Raw genomic sequence first — 24,483 nt, forward strand, 5'->3', positions numbered from 1 at the left:
GCAGGGCGGTGGTTGCGCTGCCCTGAACTTATGACGCCAGCTTTTTCTGTAGAAAAGCGATAATGCGTCGGTTCACCTCGCTGCGCTGCCGATGCTGCGGATAGAGCGCGTTTAGCGTCAGTGAGGCCGGCTGCCACTCCGCCAAAACGGTAATGAGCGCACCGCTCGCCAGCGCAGGTGCCACGATAAACTCCGGCAGTAAAATTAAACCGAGACCCGCCATCGCCGCATCGCGCAGCATTTCGCCATTGTTCGCAATCATCGGTCCCTGAACGGCCATCACTTTGCGCTGCTCGCCGTTAAATAATTCCCATCCGGTTTGGCTTTCCCGCCCGTAACGCAAACAGGCGTGGTTGAGCAGATCCTCCGGCGCACGCGGGGCGCCCGCACCTTGCAAGTAGGCGGGACTGCCGCAGATCACACGACGAAATTCCCCTAAACGCTTGGCAATCAGGCTGGAGTCCGGTAGTGACCCGATACGCAACGCCATGTCAAAACCTTCGCCCACCACATCGACGTAGCGGTCAGCCAATTCAACCTGAAACTGTAAGCCGGGATGCTGGCTGAGAAAGTCGGCGATAAACGGTGACAGATGGCTGATGCCGAACGAGAGCGGCACGCTAAGGCGGAAAGTGCCCTGCAGAGTCTGGTGCTGACCCGACACCGCCAGCGCCGCCTCCTGTACGTCATCAAGAATGCGTTGCGCGTGCCGGGCAAAAACGTGGCCGCTGTCCGTAATAGAGAGCTTGCGCGTATTGCGATTCAACAGGCGCACGCCTAGCGAAGCTTCCAGCGCGGCGATACGACGGCTCACATACTGTTTGGACAGCATCAGCTGGTCGGCGGCGGCGGTGAAGTTACCGGCATTGATTACCGCAACGTAAATTCGAAGATCGTCTATCTGCATATTGTCCACTTTAATGTGACAGTTAATGTCATTTTGGCGTCTTGTTTGGCCGTTAAGTTTACCTATACTCACTCTCATCAGGAAGAACATCCGTTCCTCCCCCCATAATTAAGGAGCAGATCATGATTGAACAACGTTTAGCAGAGCAGCGCGGCGTGGCTGACCACGGCTGGCTGAACTCTCATCACACCTTTTCCTTTGCCAACTATTGGGATCCTGCGCAGACCGGTTTCTCTGATTTGCTGGTGATCAACGATGACCGCGTTGCGCCAGCGCGCGGCTTTGGTGCCCATCCACACAAAAATATGGAGATCATCTCCTACGTGTTAGAAGGGGCGCTTGAGCACAAAGATTCCATGGGAACCGGTTCGGTTATCGTCCCAGGCGATGTGCAGCTGATGAGTGCCGGAAGCGGGGTAACGCACAGTGAATTTAACCATTCCGCTACCGATGGCGTGCACTTTCTGCAGATTTGGATCGTCCCAGACGCGAATGGAACGCAGCCGGGCTACCAGCAAATTTCGGTGGCGGACAGTGAGAAACGCGGCAAACTGCGCCTGATTATCTCGCCGGATGGGCAAGAGGGCAGCTTGAAGGTGCGTCAGGACGTGCGGATTTATGCGGGCCTCTTTGATGGCGCAGAGCAACAGACCATGACCCTGCCCGCGGATCGCTACGCCTACATTCACGTGGCGCGCGGGAGTGTGACGGTCAATGGCATTGCATTCAAGGCAGGTGACGGCGCGCGCGTGCGCAACGAAACCGAACTGCACTTCACCGAGGGTGATAACGCGGAAGTGCTGCTGTTTGATTTGCGGCCGCTGGAAGTGAACCATCCGCAACGTTAAGGCTAAGCGGGGCGCAGCCGTGCGCCCCTTGCCTCAGGCCGCTTTCTGCTGGCGTTCACGGCGCGACACCACACAGAACACCGCAACAAACACCAGGCTATACAACACCACAATGGTGGGACCCGGCGCGCTATCAATGAAGAACGACGCGTAAACGCCGAGGATGCCTGTGGTAGCGGCAATCAGCGTTGCCAGTAGCAGCACGTGAGAAAAACGTCGGGCGATCAACAGGGCGATGGCGCCCGGCGCAATCAGCATCGCGATCGATAAAATCACACCTACCGCCGTAAGCGATGCCACCAGCGTAAGCGCAATCAGACACAGTAACCCGTAGTGCATCAAAGAACGATTTAACCCGCAGGCGCGCGCCTGATGCGGATCAAAGGCATGCATCATAAGATCGCGCCATTTCACCGTCAGAACCGCCGCGACCAGCAGGGAAATCGCCGCCGTTTGGCCCATATCCCGCCAGCTAAGTCCCAACATATCGCCGAACAGAATGTGGTCGAGGTGGAGATCCGGCTTAAGTTGCAAATAGAGCAGAACCCCCGCACCGAACATGCCGGAGAAGACAATGCCCATAACGGTATCGGGTTTGATACGGCTGTTAGCGCTGATGAAGCCGCTGGAGAGCGCGCACAACATGCTGGCGATGAACGCGCCAAGGGCATAGGGCCAGCCGATCCACCACGCCAGCACCACACCAGGAAACACCGCGTGGCTCATCGCATCTCCCAGCAGCGACCACCCTTTTAACACCAGAAACGCTGAAAGCAGCGCGCAGGGTAGGGACAGCAACAGCGTCGCCAGGAGCGCCATATTCATAAATTCAAAAGAAAAGGGACTGAGCAGCAGTTCAATCATGTTCACGCTCCCGCTGCGTCAGCCGCGCGCGTAGCCGCATGCTCAACACGCCGTGTTTGGGGGCGAAAAAAAACGCCAGGAGAAACACGCCCGTTTGCGCCACCACAATAATGCTGCCGGTTGCGCCGTCAAGATAGTAGCTGCTCCATGCCCCAAGAAAGCTGGTCAGACAGCCAATCGCCACCGCTATCAGTAATAAACGCGGAAAACGATCGGTAAGCAGGTAGGCGGTCGCACCCGGTGTGACCACCAGGCAAATGACCATAAACGCCCCCACGGTTTGCAACGCGGCGACGGTAGAGGCCGCCAGCAGGGTAAAAAACAGTACCTTTAGCGCGGGGGGATTCAGGCCAATGGCACGCGCGTGGCGCTCGTCAAAGAAGGTTAACATCAGGTCGCGCCACTTCAGCAGCAATATCAGCAGCGTTATCGTGCCGATCGCGGCAAGCTGCCACATATCAGCCGGGGCTATGGCTAAAATGTTTCCCAGCACAAGCGTTTGAATATTCACTGCGGTGGGATTCAGCGAGACCATAAACAAACCGATGCCAAAAAAGGCCGAAAAGATCAGGCCGATAATCGTGTCTTCTTTTAATCGCGTTCGTTGATTGAGAAACAGCATACTGCCGGCGGCCAGCCCACCGGAAAGAAACGCCCCGAGCGAAAAGGGCAACCCCAGCATCCATGCACCCGCCACGCCGGGCACAATAGCGTGCGACAGCGCATCCCCCATGAGCGACCAGCCTTTTAACATTAAAAAACAAGAGAGAAAGGCGCAGATGGCTCCGACTAGCGCGGCTATCCACATGGCATTGACCATATACTGATAGCCGAAGGGCTCACTTATCCACGCCATAAGGCACCTCCGCCGGCCGGGAAAAGCCGCCTGCGCGCGAGCGTTGTTCGCCAAACGCGCGAGCGAGGTGATCGGCGGTAAACGCCTCCGCCAGCAGACCACTGGCGATCACGGTAGTGTTAACCAGCACACAGCGATCGCAGTATTCCGGCACGGCGTTGAGATCGTGGGTTGAGACCAACATCGTCCGGCCCTCATTTCGCAACTCGCGCAGTAGAGTAATGATGGCTGCTTCGGTATTCACATCCACGCCGGTGAAAGGCTCGTCCAGCAGGATGATGCGCGCGTCCTGGGCCAGCGCACGCGCCAAAAACACCCGCTTTTTCTGACCGCCAGAGAGTTCACCAATTTGACGCTCCCGATAAGCACCCATCCCGACGCGCGTCAGCGCTTCATCCACGCACTGTTTATCTACGGCGCGCGGCAGGCGCAGCATATTCATGTAGCCGTAGCGCCCCATCATCACCACATCCTCCACCCGCACTGGGAAGTGCCAGTCCACCTCCTCCGACTGCGGTACGTAGGCCACGAGGTTCTGCTTGAGCGCGCGCTTTACCGGCATCTCAGCCAGCGTCACGCTGCCCGCTGTTAGAGGCACAAATCCCATGATGGCGTTAAACAGCGTCGATTTACCGGCGCCATTAACACCCACCAGCGCGGCAATGCTGCTAGCGGGCACGGAAAAGGTGGCATCGCGCAGGGCGGTATGCCCGTTGCGATAGGTCACGCTAACCTGATTAACCTGTACGCTCATTGCGGTCTCCCGTGGCGCAGGCCCTGCACCAGGGTTTCACCGGTGACCCGCAGCAGATCGAGGTAACTGGGCACCGGGGCGCCGTTGCTCAATGAATCCACATACAAAACGCCGCCGTAATGAATGCCTGCTTCACGCGCTACCTGACGTGCGGGTTTGTCGGACACCGTACTTTCGCTAAAAATTGCCGGAATACGCTGGGCTTTCGCGGCGTCAATAACGGTGCGCACTTGCTGCGGCGTACCTTGCTGGTCGGCATTGATCGGCCAGAGATACAGTTCCTTCAGGCCGAGATCGCGCGCCAGGTAAGAGAAGGCGCCTTCGCTGGTGAGTAGCCAGCGCCGATCGCTGGGCAAGGTTGCTATGGCTGCGCGTACCGGAGCCAGCGTTTGCTGGATCTGTCGTTTATAGCGCTCTGCGTTAGCCTGATAAACTGCCGCATTGGACGGATCGTATTTTTGCAGGGCATTGCGGATATTATCCACGTAGATGAGCGCATTTTCCCCTGACATCCACGCATGAGGATTGGGCTTATCGCGATAGGGACCGGCGTTAATGCCCATCGGTACAATGCCCGTTGTCACGGTGACTTCCGGCACGCCTTTCAGGCGCGAGGTGAAGCGCGCGAACCACAGCTCAAGGTTAAAGCCGTTGGCCAGAATCAGATCGGCCTGCTGGGCGCGGCGAATATCGCCCGGCGTGGGTTGATAGGTGTGAATCTCTGCGCCGGGCTTGATGATGGAAGTCACCTCTGCCGCGTCGCCCGCGACATTTTTTGCCATATCGGCCAGAACCGTAAACGTGGTGACGACCTTGAGTTTATCGGTGGCGATTGACGAAGCACTCAAGCCGAACAGCAGTAGCACAGCAGATAACAAGCGTGGGCAGGGCATCTTCCTCTCCTCAATGTTGTATAGCCTTTGCTATACAGTATAGTAAGAGCTATGAGAGTGAAGCGCAGAGTCGCCTTATTTGCCATTCAGGACAAAAATTTACCTTAGCTGAAGTTGGAGGCAGTGTGTCGCACGCAAAGGGCGCAGAAGCGAGCGCCCTTTGCGGGAGGATCAATCGATCGAAAGCTGGTGAATCGCCAGCGCGGCGCGTGCCGCCTCTTGGCCTTTCTTAATGAAGTGATCGGCGTAAAAATTTTCCAGTACGTCCACCGGCTGGAAATTGTGCGGCGTTAACGAGACCGAGAACACCGGCACGTTGGTGGTGAGCTGCACGTTCATTAAGCCGTCTACAACCGCTGCCGCGACAAAATCGTGGCGATAGATCCCGCCGTCTACCACCAGCGCGGCAGCGACAATGGCATCATAGTTGCCGGTTTCCGCTAAACGCTTTGCCAGCAGGGGCATCTCAAAGGCGCCGGGCACTTCCAGCACCTTAATCTTAGCCTGAACGTCCAGCGCGTTTAACGCTTGCTCAAATCCCACCAGGGCATTGTGCACAATCTCCTTGTGCCAACTCGCTTTAATAAAGGCAACTCGCATATTTTCTTGTCCTAACTGACTTCACCTGTCAAAGATGGGTGCCCAAAATGAGCAATAATCCTTTTGTATACCATATGTTACATGTGCATTCCACCGCACTTGCGCGGAGCACAACTCCTTAAAATGCTCCCACAAAACCCGCTTGACGGCGGGGTGCCGCTGCACTAAAACTAATCCCGTCGGGGGAGTCTCGCCTGAGAGACTGAGAGGCTAAAAGCGCACTGCGCGGCTTAGCGACCCTTTGAACCTGACCCAGTTGATACTGGCGTAGGAAGACCGATCGCGCTTGGGTGCGCGATTTTGCGCGCTGCCTTTGTGCGCCCGTTTCCCCTTCCAGTATCCCTCGGGTCTCTAATCAATGAGAGGCCACTGTGAACATCCCTTTTCCGGTACATCGAACATGAGCCGCTGGTCAGTTTTAGGCTGCGGCGTTGCGGGCTTATGCGTAGCCACCTTACTTGCTGAGCGCGGCGAAGAGGTTGAGGTCATCGACGATACCAGCCGCGTGCCGGCTTCCTGGTATGCTGGCGGTATGTTGGCACCGTGGTGCGAAGCCGAAAGCGCGCCTCCTGAGGTCATCACGCTTGGGCAGTATGCCGCCGCCTGGTGGCAGCGCCGCGTCAGCGACGTAGAACAGCACGGCACGCTGGTGGTTGCGCCCGCACGCGATACTGCGGAACTCCAACGTTTTGCCCGTATGACAGCGCAACATCAGTGGGTTGAACCTGGTCACATCGAACCGCTGCTGGCGGAACGTTTCGCGCGTGGCCTGTTTTTTGCGCGCGAGGCGCATCTCGATCCACGCCAGGCGCTGGCTGAGCTGCGCGCCGCCCTGCAACAGCGCGGCGTAAATTTTGATGCACGCCAGCCGTCGGGACAGGTCATCGACTGCCGTGGCATCCATGCCCGCGCGGCGTTGCCGCGGCTGCGCGCCGTGCGAGGTGAAATGCTGATCCTGCAAAGCGATGAAGTGACGTTTAGCCGACCTATTCGCCTGCTCCACCCACGTTTTCCCTGCTATCTGGTGCCGCGTCGCAACGGGCATTTTATGCTCGGTGCCACTATGGTGGAGAGCCATGACGCCAGCGCTATCAGCGCCCGTGCCATGATGGAGCTGCTAAGCGCAGCCTATGCCATCCATCCGGCGCTGGCGGAGGCGCGCGTGGTTGAGAGCGGCAGCGGGCTACGACCTGCCTATCCGGCAAACCTGCCGGAAATTCACTACGAAAACCAAACCTTTTATCTTAACGGCTTGTATCGACATGGTTTTCTGCTGGCACCAATGCTGGCGGAACAGCTGATGCAGCGCCTGGGAGAACCGCGTCATGAATATTCAGCTTAACGGCCGCACGCTCGCGACCCGCGCCACCACGCTGGCAGAATTGCTGATCGAGCAGCAGATTGATCTTAACGCCGTCGCCAGCGCCATCAATGGCGATTTTGTGCCGAAAAGCCAGTATGCCGAGCGGCAGCTGCAGGCAGGCGATCGGCTGGAAGTCCTGTCTCCGATGCAGGGAGGCTAAGGCATGTTTTACGACGTTAAGCCGCAGTCACGGCTGTTACTCGGCACTGCAGGTTATCCCTCACCGGCGGTTTTGCAGCAGGCGATTGCTGCCTCGGGCACGGAAATCATTACCGTCAGCCTGCGGCGCGAAAGGGAGGCGGGTGGTGCGTTTCGTGCGCTGCTGACCGAACTCAACCTGCGCATTCTGCCCAATACGGCGGGCTGCCATACGGTGAAAGAGGCGATCACCACCGCCCACATGGCGCGCGAACTGTTTAATACGCCGTGGATCAAACTCGAAGTGATTGGTCACGCTGATACGCTGCAACCCGATCCTTTTGCGCTGGTTGAAGCTGCCCGCATTCTGTGTGACGACGGATTTCAGGTGTTCCCGTATACCACCGAGGATCTGATTGTGGGCGAAAAGCTGTTGGAAGCGGGCTGTCGCCTATTAATGCCTTGGGGCGCGCCCATTGGCTCCGGGCAGGGACTGCGCAACATTGAGGGGCTGCGCGCGATGCGTGCCTGGTTCAGCGATGTGCCATTAATCATTGACGCGGGGATTGGCGCACCGTCCCAGGCGGCTCAGGCCATGGAAATGGGGTTTGATGGCGTGCTGCTTAACACGGCGGTGGCGAAAGCGGGCGATCCTGTCGGCATGGCGCGCGCTTTCCAGCTTGCGGTTGAAGCGGGTCTGGCGGCGCGGTCATCTGGGCTGATGGAGCAGCGCGATATGGCGGTGGCGTCGACGCCTCTGTTTGGACTGGCCAATTTTTCTTAAGGAGCGGAAATGGAACGTTATCAGCGCCAAACGATGCTACCTGAAATCGGCCCGCAGGGGCAGCAAAGGCTGCATGCCGCACGCGTGCTGGTGGTTGGCGCGGGCGGGCTGGGCGCGACGCTGCTGCCGCAGTTAGCGGGTGCCGGCGTGGGCTATCTGCGGGTGTGCGATGACGACCATGTGGCGTTGCATAATTTGCACCGGCAAACGCTGTTCACTGAACAACAGGTGGGGCAGCCCAAAGTCACCTGCGCACAGCAGGCGCTGCGGCAGCGCAACAGCGCGGTGCAGATTGATGCCGTACGCTTGGCCGTTGGGGCTAGCCGACTGCCCACATTACTTCTCGACATCGATCTGGTGATTGATGCGGCGGACAACTTTGCCGTGACCTATTCCCTATCAGACAGTTGTTACCGCGCGCGGATACCGCTGATCAGCGCCTCGGTTCTGGGACGCCAGGGATACGTGGGCGGCTTCTGCGGCGGTGCACCGAGCTATCGTGCGGTGTTTCCCGCGCTGCCGCGGGTGGCTGCCAACTGCAATACGGCAGGTGTGATGGGCCCCGCCGTCGCCACGCTGGGTGGGATGCAAGCGCAGATGGCGCTCAGTGTCCTGCTGGGATTAGCGCCTTCACCGCTGGGCTGCGTGATTAACTGCGATTTCGTCAATTGGCATTTCAACGCGTTCCGCTTTGATGCCGCGGAGGAGCCTGGCCAGGCAGTGCCGTTTATTGATGCGCCGCTGCTGCGCGCGGACGACTGTGTGGTGGAGTTGCGCAGCGAGACAGAAGCGCCGGTGAGCGTGACGGAAAGCGCAATTCGCCTTATGCCGCACCTCATTGATGCCTGGCAGCCGCCGCCCGCCCGCCGCATCGTGCTGGTGTGCGCCAGCGGCATGCGCGCCGCGCAAGCCGCATCAGCGCTGGCGCAGCGCGGCTGCACGCAACTTGCGATTCTGGCAGCGGGCCGTGCGTGAGGCGGGCATAGCGCAGCCGCAGCCGACAGGGCGTGGCGCGCGTATCCAGGTAAAACCGTGATACAGTTTTCGGAAAATACTGGAATTTTGTGACTGTTATCACTGATTGAGGCGCGCTAAAATAAAAAACACGTCTCATTTGCACAGGTTATTCCGTCACGATGTTTTCGCGTTTTACTCTGGCCACGTTGATGGCCGCACTTATGCTTTCAGGCTGCGCGCGTCACACCGCTGATAGCAGCGCAAGCGCGCAGGCCGCGCCTGTCGAAAATGACAACACGCCGTCGCAGTTCGAGAGTGGCCCCACGGTGATCAACGTTTCGCATTTGGTCACGCGTACCGACGACGGTTCAACGGTCTATGTAACGGTGGACGGCGAAGAGGCTGGCTTATTACCCAAAGGCGAGAAAAAAGAAATTCGCGTCCCAGCAGGTAAACACCAGGTAGGAGGTTACGTGCAAACGCTGTTTGGCTTTGGCAAAGTGACTATTCCACCTGTAGCGGTCACCACGGATACGCAGGGTGCCAAAAATGTCGTTTACTCGGTTACGCGTCAAAAGCCTGCCTTTAGCGAGACTGCCAGCGGCGAGAAAACCACCCCCGTCAACAACTCTTGATGCGCTTACGCAATGCGGCCCAATGCCGCATTGCGTCGTGAGCTTCAGCTGCGGCTTAGCAGTAACTTAATGCCTGCCACGGCAAAACAGCAGGCCAGAAGTGCATCCAGCCCGCGTCGGATGCGGCGGTAAAAGGCCGCCATGAGCGGGGTGGAAAACAGCAGCGCATAGCCAAAAAATATCCCTACGCAAAGCGTCGCACAGCCTGCAAGAATCAGAGGAAGCGTAGACGCCGCCGCCCCAGGCTTGAGCGCAACCGACATGATAGCGACCCAAGTCAGAATGGCTTTGGGGTTGCCCACGTGCATCAATATCCCCTGACGAAACAGTCGGGAAAATGACGTCGCCGCGTCTGGACGCTGAGCCCCTGCCGAGTCGGCATAGGTCAGCGCGGATTTTCCTGCTTTCCACGCCAGCCACAGCAGATAGACGCCGCCGCCAATTTTCAACGCGATCAAGAGCTGTGCAAAGGTTGCCAACACCGTTAACACGCCGCAAGCGGCCAGCAGCGCCCACGTCATGGCACCGCAGATCACGCCGCACGCCAGCGCTAGCGCGGCACCGCGGCCCTGCTTCATGGCGGTCCCCATGATGGCCATGGTGCTGGGGCCGGGGCTGGCAGCGGCAATAAAATAGGTGGTGTAAATCAAGATAAGCTCGTGTGAAAGCGCCATGATGTCCTTTCCATAGGGGGGAATGAACCTCCGTTATAGCGTCCGTAACGCCGAATCACCATGGCTTTATCGCATTCATTGGCGCAGTGCGCTGCCGCAGCGGCGGGTTTTGACCTTATAGAGCGTGAACAGTATCGACAGCGAAGCGATCAACACTAATACAATGCCCGGTCCCATAAGCGAACCAAAACCTAACGCATTGTAAAACAGCCAGCCCGCGATACCGCCCGTCAGGAAAGAAAAAATGGTCACAAGGTGCGTGGTGAATTGCTGGCGAAACGCGCGAATGTTTTTAGAGGGATCGCGTCGCAGCATGGCCATAAAGACCGACCCGAGAGAGATCCCCGCGTCAGTCAGGGTGCCCGTAATATGGGTCGAGCGCACGCGTCCGTTAGAAAGCTGCGTGGAAGTCGCGTTGTGCACGCCCATCAGAAAGGCCAGCAGTAATAACACTTCCACGTTGTTTTGCATGGAGAAAAAATAGAGCTCAAAGAGAGAGGTCAAAATTAACAGCACGCCTTCGGCTAACAATATGCAGCTGAAGATGGTGCGAATACCTTTGATAATGCCCATCACTACCGCAATGCGTGCCACCACCGCACCCGTCACAAAGGCCGCGATCAACGTAACAAAAATTTTCAGGTTATAGAGATCCATCTGATTTAAATCGGGCGAGATCTGCGAGACATTGCCGGACATATGGGAAGGAAAGAAGCCAAAAGCCGCCAGCGCCACGGCATTTAACAGTCCTGCCGACGTGGCCAGACACAGCGCCAGGTTACGATCTTCGTGGTGCGTTCGCGTGCGCTTAAGTTTAATCAACATATCTTCGCTCATCCTCGCCAAACTGGTGGGTTATTCCGTTGCGACAACCATGTGCCGTGTGAAAATAAGTGGAGCAGATCCATCTTAAGAGATTCTTAATAACCCACAGAAATAGATAAATCTTATTATCGACGTAAAGTTATCTAAGGAAGATTGTCAGTAAGCGTAACGCCGTTTATTTTTCGCTGCAGGTCCCTGTCCGTGAGAAAACGATGCGCCACGACGCTCAACGCCCCCGTGCTTTGCTGTTAATAAATCGCCACTCGCGCCGTGGGGCCCTGCAGGCCACCCGGGCTAAAACGCTGCTGGAAGCGGCAGGATTTATCCTTACCGAGCCCGACAGCGCCGATCAACGTCCCTACAGTGATATTATCCGCGACCATCAACACGCGGTGGACAGCGTGATTGTTGGCGGCGGAGACGGAAGCCTGAACGCTGCGGCGCAAGGGATCGTGCAGTGTGATTTGCCGCTCGGCATTCTGCCGCTGGGCACCGCGAACGACTTTGCTCGCACAATCTCCATTCCACTCAACCTGGAAGAAGCTGTGCGCGTCATCGCCGCTGGGCAAACGCGTCGCATTGATCTGGGTGACGTCAACGGCCACCTCTTTTTGAATGTCGCCAGCGTCGGCTTTTCTGCCAGCCTGGCGCGAAACCTTACGGCGGTCGCGAAAAAGAAGTGGGGTACGCTGGGTTACGCGTTAGCCGCGCTGCGTCTGCTGCATCAGAGCCGTCCGTTCAGTGCGACGCTGAGCCATGAACAGGGCGAGGAGCAGATTAAAACGCTGCAGTTCGCGGTAGGTAATGGTCGCTTTTACGGCGGCGGCATGACGATTGATAAAGACGCGGCGCCCGATGATGGCCGACTCGATGCTTACAGTCTGGAGGTGCGCCACGGTTGGCAGATGCTGGCCCTATTTCCTTCCCTGCGGCGCGGCACGCACGGTCGCTGGGGCAGCGTCCGCACGCTTAGCGGCACGTCGTTTACCTTGCACACGCGGCGTCCGCACGATATCAACGCGGATGGTGAAATTATCGGCTCAACGCCTGCGCATTTTCGTCTGCTCAACGGTGCGATGCAGGTGTTTGCGCCTGCGGCCACATCGCGCTGACGCTGGCTGTCGGTGCAGGTCAACGCCTGCATGCTGCGCCAAACCCTGTTATTTCTCCCCGTCTTACAGTAGCGTGTACGGCGACAGCCAAGGGTTAAACGGGGGTATCGACAGCGTCTTTCGCCTGCTTGATGCCCCTTTTGCGCAGGAAAAGGGAGAGAATAATGAATAAATGTCTTACTGCAATCGCGCTGGCGCTACTGCTGGCCAATACGGCGATCTCTGTTGAAGCGGCTCCGCTGCCCGCCACGCCAGACTTATCCATTCCTGTAAAAGAGTACGTGACGCAGCTCAACGCGGACAAAAGTATTACGTTCCGCGTGTTCGCGCCGCAGGCCAGGCAGGTGGCAGTGGTCACTGGATCAACCCCGGATAGTTATGTTTCACATGATATGACCAAAGACGCGCGCGGCATCTGGTCATGGAAAAGTGCGCCGCTGGCCCCCAACCTTTACGAATACTTCTTTGACATTGACGGCTTCCGTTCAGCGGATACCGGCAGCGCGTATCAAAAGCCGCAGCGCCAGGTGAACACCAGTTTGATTCTGGTGCCGGGCAGCATTTTGGATCGGCGCGCAGTGCCGCACGGCGATCTTCTCACGGTGACTTATCACTCACGTGCGCTCAATTCAGAGCGGCAGGTGTATATCTGGACGCCGCCGGGCTATCGCGGGAAAGGGCAGGTGCTGCCGGTGCTCTATTTCTATCACGGCTTTGGTGATACCGGCCTTTCGGCCATCCAGCAGCTCCGTTTGCCGGAGATCATGGATAACCTGCTGGCGGAGGGCAAAATCAAACCCATGCTGGTGGTGGTGCCGGATACCGAAACGGATATTACCCAAGCGATAGCTGAAAATTATCCGCCAAAGGATCGGCGTAAAATCTTTTATCCGCTCAATGCCAAAGCGGCTGACCGCGAGCTGATGGACGACATTATTCCGCTGGTCGACGGCCGGTTTAACGTGCGCAACGATGCCGCAGGCCGGGCGATTGCAGGCTTATCGCAGGGCGGTTACCAGGCGTTGGTGTCCAGCATGAACCATCTGGCCAGCTTTGGCTGGCTCGCGACGTTCAGCGGCGTGACCACCACCACGGTGCCGGATGCGGGCGTCACTGCCCAACTGAAGAAACCGCAGGCGATCAATGCCCAGCTGCGTAATTTCACGGTGGTTGTCGGGGAAAAAGATTCTGTTACTGGCAAAGACATCGCCGGACTGAAAGCGGAGCTGGAAAAGCAGGGCGTGCATTTCGACTACCAAGCGTATTCGGGTCTGAACCATGAAATGGACGTCTGGCGCCCAGCTTACGTTGATTTCGTCCAAAAACTTTTCAAATAACGCCTGTGGCGGCGCGGCATCGAGCCGACGCCGCCTGGGTATCACCTTAATACAACGTGTTTTTTAACCTTTCCGGTAAGGCGGCATCGTATGCCTCACCGTCAATGGCTGACTGCGACAGCATGGCGAGGATCGATCCCGTGCTAGGCAGCGAGCGCCTATCAATATGCGTGGCAGCATCCCACAGCTTTGCGCGGATAACGGCACGACTACACTGGAAAAACACGCTGCTAACCGTAATCCGTAACACCGTTTTTGGCCGCTGCTCGTTAAGTGCGAAGCGCGTGAGCAGCGCGGGATCGGTGCGGATTTCGGCGACGCCGTTTACGCGCAGCGTCTCACCAATGCCGGGGAGAAGGAACAGCAGCGCGACGTGCGGGTCATGCAAGATATTGCGCAAACTGTCGATGCGATTGTTGCCGCGGCGGTCAGGCAACAGCAGCGTGTTTTCATCTTCAATATGGATAAACCCCGCAGGATCGCCTCGCGGCGACACATCCAGACCTTCCGGTCCCATTGTGGCCAGCGCCACAAAGGGCGATGCCTCAATAAACGGACGATACGCGGGGTGAATGTGATCGGCGACTTTGGTCAGCGAAGGTTGCGCTACCGCGCCATACTGTGCTTCCAGCTCCTCAATACGCGTGATGCGCATTTCCTCTTCTGCCATGAGATGCACTTCCTTTCAACGAGAACAGAAACCGAACGATGAGTGTATACCCAAGCCTTTCATTCAGGCCACTGTTGACGTCCCGTTTCTCTGGAAAAGACGGTGCAGCTGCGATGAATAAATCAATAAATAGCTAAGCGAAGCGATTTTTGGCATCAATTGCCTATAAGTAAATGTTTTTGCTGTAAATGGATTTTCTATCAACCTGTTACGTTTTGCGTCTGGCTTGCGATTTCACGGTGACTGCTACACTGAAACAGGTTGCAGCAGGCGTAGGTGCGCTCCGTTTTGCGCATCGCGCACTGGTGCTTTACCTCAGCCGTTATTAAGGAGACCGCCATGACAGATCGTCCTCAACATCCACAGCAGGCGCAGCAGCAAACATGGCCGGGAAGTTTTCTCTCCATGCAGCCTAAACCTGACCATGGTGAAACAAGCTATAAAGGGTCGGGACGTTTGCAGGGAAAGACCGCCGTGATCACAGGGGGGGATTCCGGTATTGGTCGCGCCGTGGCCATTGCGTATGCCCGTGAAGGCGCAGACGTGGTGATTGCGTATCTTGACGAGCACGACGATGCCAACGACACCGCCCGCTTGATTCAAGAGGCGGGGCAGCAGGCAGTGCTCATTGCCGGCGATCTCACCGATTCGGCGCACTGCCGTGACGTGATTAACCAAACCGTTGAGCGCTTCAATAAAATTGATATTTTGGTCAACAACGCCGCTTACCAAATGACGCGCGCCTCGCTGGATGAGATCAGCGAGGAGGAGTTTGATCGCACCATGAAAACCAATCTCTATGCGATGTTCCATCTGTGCAAAGCCGCCGTGCCACACATGTCGTCAGGCGCTTCCATTATTAATACCGCGTCGGTCAACGCCGATCAGCCTAAGCCGATGCTGATTGCTTATTCCGCCACCAAAGCCGCAATTGTGAATTTCTCCGGCAGCCTGGCGGCGATGTTGGCCGATAAAGGCATCCGCGCGAATGCGGTTGCGCCTGGCCCCATCTGGACGCCGCTGATCCCCGCGACCATGCCGCCGGAACAGGTAGAAAGTTTTGGCGGACAAGTGCCTCTGCAGCGCATGGGACAGCCGGCTGAACTGGCGTCTACCTATGTGATGTTAGCCAGCGATGAGGCCAGTTATATTTCAGGCGCAACCGTCGCTGTGACAGGTGGCGTCGCCGTCATCTGACTGCCGCTTCGCCCGCCCACGCAGCGATGCCGGGCGGGTTCGCCCCTCCTTCGATGCCATTAAAAAACCGCGCGTCAGGTTAAAAAAAGCCGCCATACTCTTTTGCTGCGGCCACGCAAACGGCCCGCCGATTCCTTCATAAAACAGGAGGTTTAAAGATGCGTACCATTGATACGCTCGCCGCCACAGGCGGTCAGTGGCTGAACCCACCCGCCGAGTACGCCCTGAATGCGCAGGCATTACGACTCACCACTGACGCCGAGACCGATTTTTGGCAGCAAACCTATTACGGTTTCAGGCACCACAGTGGTCACGCGTTTGGGTTTTACGTGAACGGGGATTTTACGGTACAGGTCAAGGTGACTGCGGCTTTTTCGCATCTTTACGACCAAGCGGGGATCCTGCTGCTGGAGGATGAGACGCATTGGGTTAAGGCGGGTATAGAATACAATGATGCTAAACCGGCCATAGGGAGCGTGCTTACGCGGCACACCTCCGACTGGTCCACCGGGCTCTTCCCTGGCGATCCTGGCCGCTTCTGGATGCGGGCGACCCTGGCCGACGATGCGCTACGCCTACAATATTCCACCGACGGGACGACGTGGCCGCTGCTGAGATTATGCCCTTGGCCCTCCGGACGGCGCTATTTCGTTGGCGTGATGGCCTGTACACCGCAGCGCGCCGGGCTAGAGGTGACATTCACCCACTTTTACCTTGGCGCACCGCTTAACAAGCCGCTGCACGATCTCTCCTGACGAACGACGATTTTCACACCGCGAGTGAAAGTGTTTTCCTATTGCGGGGATGTTTCAACGCCAGAACGCTGACTAAGCTGTGGTTAACGTCCTCAACATACTGCTGATTTAAAGGAACCACGCATGAAAGCCATTGTATACAGCCAACACGGTTTACCGATTTCCAATGAAAATTCGCTTTATGACACCGACGTGGCTAAACCGCAGCCGGGGCCACGCGATCTGCTGGTGAAGATCAACGCGATTGCCGTTAACCCGGTTGACACCAAGGTGCGCAACGGCGCCCCCACCGAGACACCGCGCATTTTGGGGTGGGATGCCGTTGGCGTGGTTGAGGCGGTGGGCGCTGAGGTCTCGCTTTTTAAGGTTGGCGATGCCGTATTTTACGCCGGGGATATTAGCCGTCCAGGCAGTTATGCCGAATATGGCTTGGTAGACGAGCGCATCGCGGGGCATAAGCCGCGCAGCCTGAGTGATGCCGATGCGGCGGCGCTGCCGCTGACTTCACTGACCGCCTGGGAGATGCTGTTCGATCGCCTGGAGGTAAAAAAGGAGGAGCAGGCTGCGCTACTGATCGTGGGGGCTGGCGGCGGCGTGGGATCGATCCTGACGCAGCTGGCGCGCAAACTCACCCACTTAACCGTTATTGGTACGGCTTCTCGCCCGGAAACGCAGAGCTGGGTAAAAGACCTGGGGGCGCATCATGTCATCAACCACCATCAGCCGCTGGCTGAGCAACTGGCGGCGATTGGCCAGCCAACGGTGCGCTATGTGGCCTCGCTCACCCATACTGACACCTACTTCCCGCAGCTGGTGGAGGTGTTGGCCCCGCAAGGTAAGCTGGCACTGATTGATGACCCCGCAACGCTGGATGCGATGCCGCTGAAACGCAAAGCCATCTCCTTGCACTGGGAGTTAATGTTTACCCGCTCGCTGTTCCAAACGGCGGATATGCAGCGTCAGCATGAGATCCTGCAGCAGGTCAGTGAACTGGTAGACAATCATACGCTGAAAACCACGGCGGGTGAGCACCTTGGCACGATTAGCGCCGCGAACCTGCGTAAAGCGCACGCGCTGATCGAGAGCGGGCAAGCGCGCGGCAAAATTGTGCTGAGCGGTTTCTAACACGGTAGGGCGTGCACCGCCGTGTAAGCGGTGCACGCCCTGGCGGCTTGGCCAAAACCCCTTTTGATCTTTTCATCCCCTGCCATACGCCCTCAACGCCCATCCTGCAAAACATTACTTAGCCTGCATGAAAATCGCTGTGTTTAACCGTGCGGTTTGTTTGGATGTGCGCTGACGCTTCGGTGAGATAAATGCCAGATAAAATCTTGTCTAATCGCGTTTGTAAGCGGTGTACTGCTATTAATCGCGAAAAGATTTTTATTTTGATGATTATTTAACTATTTGACTTAAATAAAATGTCTGGCTGCCGATTTAAATAATGTGACAGTGCTGACTTTCAGCGCTAAGATCCAATTAATTTCTCTCCCAATTACTATTATTCCGCCATTACGTTTACCTTTACGCATTGCGCAATACACGAGGATGGCACGCCGGATGTCCAATAACGCTGATGCGGCTAAGTCCGCCGAAACCGCTTTCCTGCAAGCGCTGATTTCCCCTGAACAAACCCGTGATGAGGTCTTGGCTAAATTTGTATTACTGGCCAGTCAGGTGCTGGACATCCCAGGCAGTTTTATTTCGGTTGTAGACGATAAGTGTCAATATATTAAAGCTTCCCGCAACTTTGATTTAATCTCGTCCTCGCGGGAGGACGCGTTCTGTGGGTATGTCGTTGATAAAGATGAACCCCTGATCATTTCTGATACATTAATCGATCCGTACTTTCAACATCATCCGTTTGCGGTGGGTGAACCCTATATTCGTTTTTATGCCGGGGTGCCGCTAAAAAATGCGCAAGGGTTGGTTTATGGCACGCTGTGTGTCACCGATACCAAACCGCACGCATTTGGCAGTGAAAAAGTGAAAACGCTGCGTCTGTTGAGCAATTTGGTGATGTCATTTTTGAATGCCTGGCAGGCGGCGGGCTATCAGGATGTAATTACCACGCTGCCCAATCGCCCCTGCTTGCTGCGTGATATGCAGCAGCTGGCCAGCCAGGGTGATGTCACGCCACGCAGGCTGGTGTTGATTGATTGTATCGACATCGCGCGCGCCTATGAACTCTCGCGTCTCATCGGCCTGGCGCCAGTGGAAGGCTTGCTGCGTGAAATGGCCTACGTCATCCCCGCACGTCTTGCGCTGCGTCAGGACGATCTGTTTTATGCTTTTGCGCCGGGCCGGTTTGCCTTGCTGACTACCCTTGAACGCGATTTGGATGCGGGCCGCATTGCCGCGCAGCTTGAAGGCGAGCGGATCCGGCTGGAAAATGGCATGTCCATCGATCTCACCATTACCACCGGCGAAAGCCATTTCGTTGCGCGCAGTGACGACGCAGCAGAAGTGGTGCGGCAAGCCGTCAGCGCGCTGCATGAGGCGATAAAGCTTGATGTCAGTACCATGACGTTTAACGAAGCCTTTGATCAGCGTCGTACCGCCGATTTTATGTTGATCAACGATTTGGTCGAGGCGATCACGCATAACACCGGACTTTATGTGGTGTACCAGCCCAAGGTGTCTATCAGCACAGGGCTGGCGGTCGGGCTGGAAGCGTTGATTCGCTGGCATCATCCTGTTTTTGGAGAACTTGGCCCGGCGCGCTTCATCCCACTCATTGAACAAACCAGCGTGCTGACCGATCTTACCCATTGGCTGATCGATGCGGTGATTACGCAGCTGCAAGTGTGGCAGCAAGAAGGCATTACGCTGACGGTCTCGGTTAACCTCAGTGGAAGAGATTTTGCCCGACCACACTTTGTCGAGGCGCTGGTGCAAAAAATGCGCCGTGCGAATTTACCCCCCGCACTGCTGGAAATTGAATGCCTTGAAACGGAGCGTATTAGCGAGAACGCTGATGCCATCAACGGTCTGGAAAAGCTGAAACGCAACGGCTTCTCTATCGCACTGGATGATTTTGGCACCGGCTACAGTAATATTGGCTATTTACGCCGCTTGCCGCTGGATATCATCAAACTCGATCAGTCGCTGATCATGCAGCTGTCGCAAGATACCGCTTCGCGGGTCATTGCCCGCAGTATTATTCTAATGCTCAAAGAGCTGAACTACACGGTGCTGGCAGAAGGGGTGGAGTGTGCCGAAGTGGCGCAGGATTTACAGGCCTATGGCTGCGATCAGGCGCAGGGCTATTACTACTCGCGACCACTCACCCCCGCGCCCATGACCGCATGGCTGCAGGAGAATTTACGACGCTATGAGCCACACGCCGAGCCGCGATTGGGTTGATTTTCGTCGCGATGATGAGACCGGCATTGAAAGCGTCAATGCGCATTTCTGCGGACACGCGTACGATCCGCACGATCACGATGAGCTGCTGGTGGGCATTACGCAGCAGGGGCTGCAGCGCTTCCACTGTCGCCGGGCTCTGCACACCAGTTCGCCTGGCCGGGCCATTTTGATCGAGCCAGGCGCGGTGCACGATGGCCATGCCCCGGATGCCGCAGGTTTTACTTATGTGATGCTTTATCTCCCCCAGCCGTGGGTTGCAGGGATGATGCAGCGTCGCGGCTTGGGCGATGTGGCCAATATCCAGGGGGCATTTCGCCATACGCTGACTGACGATACGGCGCTGGCCAGTGCGATTCAGCAGGCGTGGTTTGCCGTCCATTATCGTGAAGGGCGTCTGGCACGCGACCAAAGTCTTGATCATCTTGTTACGCTGCTGTCGCGCCATCTTGAGTCGCGCCCCCCTGTCGATCTGGTGGATGCGCAGCGCCAGATGCTGCTGATACGCGACTACCTGCACGATTTTATGGCGCAGGATATTGGCCTCGATGAGTTGGCGCGCCTGTCGAGCATGAACCGCTTCAAGCTGACGCGCCAGTTTAAGCAGGCATTTGGTCAATCTCCGCACGCGTATCTGGTGCGCTTACGCCTGCGCACGGCGCGTCAATTATTGGCGCAGGGCCTGACGCCGGTGCAGGTCGCCGCGCAGGTGGGCTTTGCCGATCAAAGCCACTTGGGCCGCTGGTTCCAGCGCGCCTATCGCATCACGCCCGCCACCTATCAGCGCCAGTGCACAAACGTTCTATACCCCGCCTGACGCGCTGCGAAACAATACCGGCTCTTTTTGCAGCCGAGTAAAACCTGATGTTTGAAACCAAAATTGCACTGATCGTGCGCGATGACTTAGCCACCTGGCAGCGCTTAAATGTGGTCGCTTTCCTGGCGACGGGGCTGGCCGCCGCCGCCCCTGAGATGATGGGTGAGCCCTACATTGACGGCCACGGGCGGTACTATGGCAACATGGCGGGACAACCGATGCGGGTGTTTGCCGCTGACCTGAATGGCTTACAGCGTGCCCATCAGCAAGCCCTGACGCGCGAATTAACCCTCATTCCGTATGTGGAAGCGATGTTCTCTACCGGACACGATGAGGCAAATCGTGCGGCGTTTCGCGCGGAAGATCCCGACAACCTTAACTTAGTGGGGCTGGCGCTGCGCGGGCCGAAAAAGGCGGTGGACAAAGCGATCAAAGGCCTGGCGCTTCACGCATAAAAAACGCGCGGTGCGTCCTGCGTACCGCGCGATGAGGTCTTTTTGTGGGTGTTACGGTGTCCAGGTTATCGGCGGAATCGCCGCGTGGTCCAGCTGCTTGCTCAACGCAGCCAATGCCGGTTTCAGCGGGCAGAGTGTCCCTACTGACGTGACACGACAGCCGCTTTGCTGCCACTCGGTGCGCAACAGCGGATGGGCCGCGTCTACGGGCTGCAATCGCCGCAAATCGTCAAGGCTCTGTGCCTGGAAATAGACGCGTAAAAAGCGCTCCCCACTCTGGCTATCGCGCCAGCGCTCCAGGACCAGACTGCTGCCTGGTGGGATGTTACCGCGCGTGTAGCCCGGTAGCGTCCATGTGAAGTTCATCAACGTCCGTACCATGGCAATGTTGGTGTCATGCGCCACCAGCAGGAGCCAGCGCGCCTGCGGCCGATCGGGGCCGTCGTGACCTACCGCTTGCAGCAGGGTGTTGAGCAGCACCGATCCGCGCCGCTGTGCGGTGTAAAGCACGTCATTGCTCAGGTCATAATTGGCGGTCAATAGCGGCAAAATGGCGGTGATTTGCTGCGAAGAGGTGATTTTTCCCCATGCCAATTCGCTGAGGGGCAAATTTTCACTCCAGCCGAGGCGCAGCGTCTCAACCATGTTGGCCATCACGCTCAGTCCTTCCACATTCACGTTGCCGTTTTTACTTTGCTTAACGCGCCAGGGCTGACTAAACAGGGTGCACTGCGTGGCTTGCGGACAAACGGCATTTTTCAACGCTTGCACCGCAGGCTGCAACGCCTGCTGCCGGGCCGCCAGATCGCCGGCTTGCTGCTGCACGGCCTTGAGCTGTTGCGCCGGGTCGGTGCGGGTCGCCGCAAAGTCATCGGTCTGGAACAGCGGATCGCTCTCGCCCTCTACGCGGTGAACGGCCACGCCGCAGCCGGGGAATGCACCGTCGACCAGCGCCTGAGCGGTGGCGCGGGTGCGCTGTAGCGGACTGGCTCGAACGTAGACGGCTTGTGAAGTGGGGCAGCCTGCCGCCAGTAAACCCAGCTGGCGATAGTGCTCACCTTCCCAGCGGCCTTTATTGACCACGGCCGCGTAGCCGTGTCCGGTCAGCTCTCCGTCGTGCGTGCTCCACACGGTCCAGGGACGTCCGGTTGCCGCCTCAATATCTTTGCGATTGCCTGGCGTTGGCGGCCGTACGCCGTGGCGACTCAGTTCCACGACCTTTTCCAACTGGTATCGCTCGTCGGCGTGCACCGGCGAGGCGGTTAACCACAGGCAACTGACGATAAACAGGCCAGCGGCGAGCGGATGTTTACGAGACAGCATAGCGTTTCCTTTTTAGGTGGTTAAAAAATGGAGAATGCCAGGGTGCGCCTCAGCCCCCGCGCACCGAGTCGCGCCAGACCACATCGGCTTGGTATACCCGCCGATGGTGCTGCTGATCGTCATGCCGTGGCGTATTTTCTTGCGCTTCTTCGTGCTGTAACCACTGCACGGCGTCGCGGGCAAATTGCTCTACCGGCTGCGCGAAGGTCGTCAGGTTGTAGGACGTCCAACCCGCCTGCGCAATATTGTCATACCCGATTAAGCAGAGATCCTGTGGCACGCGCAGCGCGAAACGCTGACGCGCTTCGTCCATTAAGCCGCAGGCCATCAGATCGGTGACGCAAAACACGGCATCGGGGCGCTGGGCGCGCGTCAGCAGACGGTGCGCGAGTATTTGTCCGCTCTCATAGGAAGTGGTGCCGAAGCGCTCCACCACCACACTGAGGCCGGCACGCTGCGCCTCGGCCACAAACGCGGTTTCGCGCTTCAGCAGGCTTGGCGTACCCGCCAATGAGTTCGCGAATGCCAAGTGCCGACAGCCCGCACGTTGAAACGCCTGGACCGCCGTGGCCGCCGCACTCGCGGCATCTAAGTCGATATTGAGCGAGCCCGGCAGGGCTTCATCACGGTTAATCAGGATGATTCGCTGACCGTGCTGGTAGCACTGACGCGTAATGGTGCGATCCGGCATACCGGACAGAATGATGGAGGCGTCTGCGCGGAAATTAATCGCTTGCTGGAGAGCCGCCGAGACGCTGTTATCCGAGCGATCCGTGTTGATCAGCATGGCGATTTTCCCGGCTTCCTGCAGGTGCTGCGTCAGGGAGCGTACCAGGCTGGCGCGATAGGGCGTCGCCATTTCCGAGACGATCAAACAGACAATGCCGCTGCGATTGCGTACCAATCCGCGAGCCAGATGGTTAACGTGATAACCCAGCTCTTGTGCGGCTTTCATCACGCGTGCGCGCATGGCCGCCGATACGCTGGCACCCGGCGTAAACACGCGCGACACCGCTGAACGCGAGACGCCCGCACGCTCCGCCACGTCCTGGGCGCTGACGGTATTTTTATCACTCAACATAGTTTTTCCTGCATCAATCGCGGCTGCCTAAGAGTCTGCATTAATTTGCAAAGCTGTGCAAATTGATTGAGATCTCATTTGTTGAAATTTTGTGACGCGACACGATGCTTGCGAGTTAAGGCGTTTGACAGGATGTTTCAGGTTCATTACTAATTTGCACACATGTGCAAAAGTGGATGCACTCTTGCGTCCACTTCACCCGTTTAGGAGAACACCATGCGCGCCACTGCTATTGCCGTTGCCCTCACGCTGAGCGGCACCGCGTTATCGTTTGCCGCTTCAGCGGCAGGCAATCTCAACATGGTCTGCTCTGCTGATGTGGTGGTGTGTGAGCAGATGACACGCCTCTTCAGCCAAAGCCACCCCGATATCAAAGTGAGTATGGTGCGCCTGTCAGCGGGCGAAGCTTATGCCCGCCTGCGCAGCGAAGCGCGTAACCCGCGTACCGATATCTGGTGGGCGGGCACGGGCGATCCCCATATGCAGGCTGCCGAAGAGGGCCTCACGCAGGTGTATCAATCACCGCTGCTGGATCAACAGCAAGACTGGGCGCGTAAACAGGCGGAAAATGCCGGTTATCGGACGGTGGGCATTTATGCCGGTGCTTTGGGCTGGGGTTACAACACCAAGCTGCTGGCAGAGAAGAAGTTAAAAGCGCCCGCCTGCTGGGCTGATTTACTCGATCCAGGCTTTAAAGGTGAAATTCAGATCGCCAATCCTAACTCCTCCGGCACGGCCTATAACACGCTGGCGACGCTGGTGCAGATCATGGGTGAGGATCAGGCCTTCGCCTATCTGAAAAAACTCAACGCCAATATTTCGCAATACACCAAATCGGGGTCGGCTCCGGTGAAGGCCGCCGCGCGCGGCGAAGCCACGGTGGGCATTGTGTTCATGCACGACGCGGTTGCGATGCAGGTGGACGGTTTCCCCATCAAGACCGTCGCGCCTTGCGAGGGGACCGGCTATGAAATTGGTTCAATGTCGATTGTCAAAGGGGCGCGCAACCTCGCCAATGCCAAGGTCTGGTACGACTGGGCGCTGAGCGCAGAGGCGCAATCGCACATGAAAGATGCCAAATCCTTCCAGCTGCCCTCGAACCGCCAGGCCGAGATTTCGCCCTATGCGCCGCGCTTCGAGAACATCAAGCTGATCGACTACGACTTCAAGACCTACGGCGACGCCGCGAAACGTAAAGCCCTGCTGGGGCGCTGGGATAAAGAAATTGGCGCCAGCGCGCAGTAATTCCCCCTCGAAGACAAACCGCACCGC

The 24,483-nt window shown here is 57.4% G+C and carries 26 protein-coding genes and 1 riboswitch; of the genes, 15 read left to right on the top strand and 11 right to left on the bottom strand.

Going from position 1 to position 24,483, the window contains the following annotated elements; genetic code table 11:
• Positions 1-28 precede the first annotated feature (28 nt).
• On the bottom strand, positions 29-907 hold the full coding sequence (locus LU196_RS13820) for a LysR family transcriptional regulator (RefSeq protein WP_232760224.1): 879 nt from the start codon (positions 905-907) through the stop codon (positions 29-31).
• A gap of 122 nt (positions 908-1,029) precedes the next feature.
• Here LU196_RS13820 and LU196_RS13825 point away from each other — a divergent pair, with 122 nt between their 5' ends.
• The gene (locus LU196_RS13825) at positions 1,030-1,755 is read left to right on the top strand and encodes a pirin family protein (protein WP_232760225.1); all 726 of its coding nucleotides are present in this window, start codon (positions 1,030-1,032) and stop codon (positions 1,753-1,755) included.
• Positions 1,756-1,788: 33 nt separating this feature from the next.
• Here LU196_RS13825 and LU196_RS13830 read toward each other — a convergent pair whose 3' ends face one another.
• The 5 genes from LU196_RS13830 to LU196_RS13850 form a co-directional block, all read right to left on the bottom strand.
• The gene (locus tag LU196_RS13830) at positions 1,789-2,619 is read right to left on the bottom strand and encodes a metal ABC transporter permease (protein WP_232760226.1); all 831 of its coding nucleotides are present in this window, start codon (positions 2,617-2,619) and stop codon (positions 1,789-1,791) included.
• Positions 2,612-3,475 (bottom strand): metal ABC transporter permease, encoded by an 864-nt coding sequence (locus LU196_RS13835; protein WP_232760227.1) that lies wholly within the window; start codon positions 3,473-3,475, stop codon positions 2,612-2,614. Before LU196_RS13835 ends, LU196_RS13830 begins: the two co-directional genes overlap by 8 nt.
• Positions 3,459-4,229, bottom strand: a complete 771-nt coding sequence (locus LU196_RS13840; protein ID WP_304622738.1) for a manganese/iron ABC transporter ATP-binding protein — start codon at positions 4,227-4,229, stop codon at positions 3,459-3,461. Before LU196_RS13840 ends, LU196_RS13835 begins: the two co-directional genes overlap by 17 nt.
• On the bottom strand, positions 4,226-5,122 hold the full coding sequence (locus tag LU196_RS13845; protein ID WP_232760229.1) for a metal ABC transporter substrate-binding protein: 897 nt from the start codon (positions 5,120-5,122) through the stop codon (positions 4,226-4,228). The genes LU196_RS13840 and LU196_RS13845 overlap by 4 nt, the downstream gene beginning before the upstream one ends.
• A 171-nt stretch (positions 5,123-5,293) precedes the next feature.
• Positions 5,294-5,722 (bottom strand): 6,7-dimethyl-8-ribityllumazine synthase, encoded by a 429-nt coding sequence (locus tag LU196_RS13850; RefSeq protein WP_232760230.1) that lies wholly within the window; start codon positions 5,720-5,722, stop codon positions 5,294-5,296.
• 171 nt (positions 5,723-5,893) lie between these two features.
• Positions 5,894-6,013: riboswitch (TPP riboswitch) on the top strand.
• Between the two features lie 109 nt (positions 6,014-6,122).
• On the opposite strand from LU196_RS13850, the gene LU196_RS13855 reads away from it, so the two are divergent.
• From LU196_RS13855 to LU196_RS13875, 5 genes are all read left to right on the top strand, one after another.
• Complete coding sequence (locus LU196_RS13855; RefSeq protein ID WP_232760231.1) at positions 6,123-7,064, top strand: FAD-dependent oxidoreductase; 942 nt, start codon at positions 6,123-6,125, stop codon at positions 7,062-7,064.
• The gene (thiS, locus tag LU196_RS13860; protein ID WP_232760233.1) at positions 7,048-7,245 is read left to right on the top strand and encodes a sulfur carrier protein ThiS; all 198 of its coding nucleotides are present in this window, start codon (positions 7,048-7,050) and stop codon (positions 7,243-7,245) included. The genes LU196_RS13855 and thiS overlap by 17 nt, the downstream gene beginning before the upstream one ends.
• A 3-nt stretch (positions 7,246-7,248) precedes the next feature.
• Positions 7,249-8,007: a thiazole synthase gene (locus tag LU196_RS13865; RefSeq protein WP_232760235.1), complete on the top strand. Its 759-nt coding sequence runs from the start codon at positions 7,249-7,251 to the stop codon at positions 8,005-8,007.
• 9 nt (positions 8,008-8,016) lie between these two features.
• A complete protein-coding gene (locus tag LU196_RS13870; protein WP_232760236.1) occupies positions 8,017-8,982 on the top strand; it encodes a HesA/MoeB/ThiF family protein in 966 nt (321 codons plus the stop codon).
• Between the two features lie 161 nt (positions 8,983-9,143).
• Positions 9,144-9,599 carry a hypothetical protein gene (locus LU196_RS13875; protein WP_232760237.1) on the top strand — a complete coding sequence of 152 codons (456 nt, stop codon included), beginning with the start codon at positions 9,144-9,146 and terminating at the stop codon, positions 9,597-9,599.
• 44 nt (positions 9,600-9,643) lie between these two features.
• Here LU196_RS13875 and LU196_RS13880 read toward each other — a convergent pair whose 3' ends face one another.
• Positions 9,644-10,273, bottom strand: a complete 630-nt coding sequence (locus LU196_RS13880) for a LysE family translocator (RefSeq protein ID WP_232760239.1) — start codon at positions 10,271-10,273, stop codon at positions 9,644-9,646.
• 75 nt (positions 10,274-10,348) lie between these two features.
• Entirely contained in the window at positions 10,349-11,098 is a 750-nt protein-coding gene (locus LU196_RS13885) for a YoaK family protein (protein WP_232760241.1), read from the bottom strand.
• A 212-nt stretch (positions 11,099-11,310) separates the two neighbouring features.
• Between LU196_RS13885 and LU196_RS13890 the strand changes: the two genes are divergently transcribed.
• A complete protein-coding gene (locus LU196_RS13890) occupies positions 11,311-12,210 on the top strand; it encodes a lipid kinase (protein WP_232760242.1) in 900 nt (299 codons plus the stop codon).
• 164 nt (positions 12,211-12,374) lie between these two features.
• Positions 12,375-13,547, top strand: coding sequence for an alpha/beta hydrolase-fold protein (locus LU196_RS13895; RefSeq protein ID WP_232760243.1), 1,173 nt, complete (start codon positions 12,375-12,377; stop codon positions 13,545-13,547).
• Between the two features lie 46 nt (positions 13,548-13,593).
• Here LU196_RS13895 and LU196_RS13900 read toward each other — a convergent pair whose 3' ends face one another.
• Positions 13,594-14,217, bottom strand: coding sequence for a pyridoxamine 5'-phosphate oxidase family protein (locus LU196_RS13900; protein WP_232760245.1), 624 nt, complete (start codon positions 14,215-14,217; stop codon positions 13,594-13,596).
• Between the two features lie 339 nt (positions 14,218-14,556).
• Here LU196_RS13900 and LU196_RS13905 point away from each other — a divergent pair, with 339 nt between their 5' ends.
• From LU196_RS13905 to LU196_RS13930, 6 genes are all read left to right on the top strand, one after another.
• Positions 14,557-15,414 (top strand): glucose 1-dehydrogenase, encoded by an 858-nt coding sequence (locus tag LU196_RS13905; RefSeq protein ID WP_232760246.1) that lies wholly within the window; start codon positions 14,557-14,559, stop codon positions 15,412-15,414.
• 158 nt (positions 15,415-15,572) lie between these two features.
• The gene (locus LU196_RS13910) at positions 15,573-16,169 is read left to right on the top strand and encodes a DUF1349 domain-containing protein (protein WP_232760249.1); all 597 of its coding nucleotides are present in this window, start codon (positions 15,573-15,575) and stop codon (positions 16,167-16,169) included.
• 123 nt (positions 16,170-16,292) lie between these two features.
• Positions 16,293-17,294, top strand: a complete 1,002-nt coding sequence (locus LU196_RS13915) for a zinc-binding alcohol dehydrogenase family protein (protein WP_232760251.1) — start codon at positions 16,293-16,295, stop codon at positions 17,292-17,294.
• Positions 17,295-17,729: 435 nt separating this feature from the next.
• Positions 17,730-19,535, top strand: coding sequence for a sensor domain-containing phosphodiesterase (locus LU196_RS13920; RefSeq protein ID WP_232760253.1), 1,806 nt, complete (start codon positions 17,730-17,732; stop codon positions 19,533-19,535).
• Positions 19,504-20,352, top strand: coding sequence for an AraC family transcriptional regulator (locus tag LU196_RS13925; protein ID WP_232760255.1), 849 nt, complete (start codon positions 19,504-19,506; stop codon positions 20,350-20,352). Before LU196_RS13920 ends, LU196_RS13925 begins: the two co-directional genes overlap by 32 nt.
• Positions 20,353-20,399: 47 nt before the next feature.
• Positions 20,400-20,807, top strand: coding sequence for a DUF2000 domain-containing protein (locus LU196_RS13930; protein WP_232760256.1), 408 nt, complete (start codon positions 20,400-20,402; stop codon positions 20,805-20,807).
• 51 nt (positions 20,808-20,858) lie between these two features.
• Here LU196_RS13930 and LU196_RS13935 read toward each other — a convergent pair whose 3' ends face one another.
• Both LU196_RS13935 and LU196_RS13940 read right to left on the bottom strand, forming a co-directional pair.
• Positions 20,859-22,130, bottom strand: coding sequence for a histidine-type phosphatase (locus LU196_RS13935; RefSeq protein WP_232760258.1), 1,272 nt, complete (start codon positions 22,128-22,130; stop codon positions 20,859-20,861).
• A 49-nt stretch (positions 22,131-22,179) separates the two neighbouring features.
• Positions 22,180-23,211: a LacI family DNA-binding transcriptional regulator gene (locus LU196_RS13940; RefSeq protein ID WP_232760260.1), complete on the bottom strand. Its 1,032-nt coding sequence runs from the start codon at positions 23,209-23,211 to the stop codon at positions 22,180-22,182.
• Between the two features lie 216 nt (positions 23,212-23,427).
• Here LU196_RS13940 and LU196_RS13945 point away from each other — a divergent pair, with 216 nt between their 5' ends.
• Positions 23,428-24,456 carry an ABC transporter substrate-binding protein gene (locus LU196_RS13945; RefSeq protein WP_232760263.1) on the top strand — a complete coding sequence of 343 codons (1,029 nt, stop codon included), beginning with the start codon at positions 23,428-23,430 and terminating at the stop codon, positions 24,454-24,456.
• Positions 24,457-24,483 lie beyond the last annotated feature (27 nt).

It is taken from the genome of Pantoea sp. Mb-10 (genome assembly GCF_021272205.1).
GTDB lineage: Bacteria > Pseudomonadota > Gammaproteobacteria > Enterobacterales > Enterobacteriaceae > Pantoea.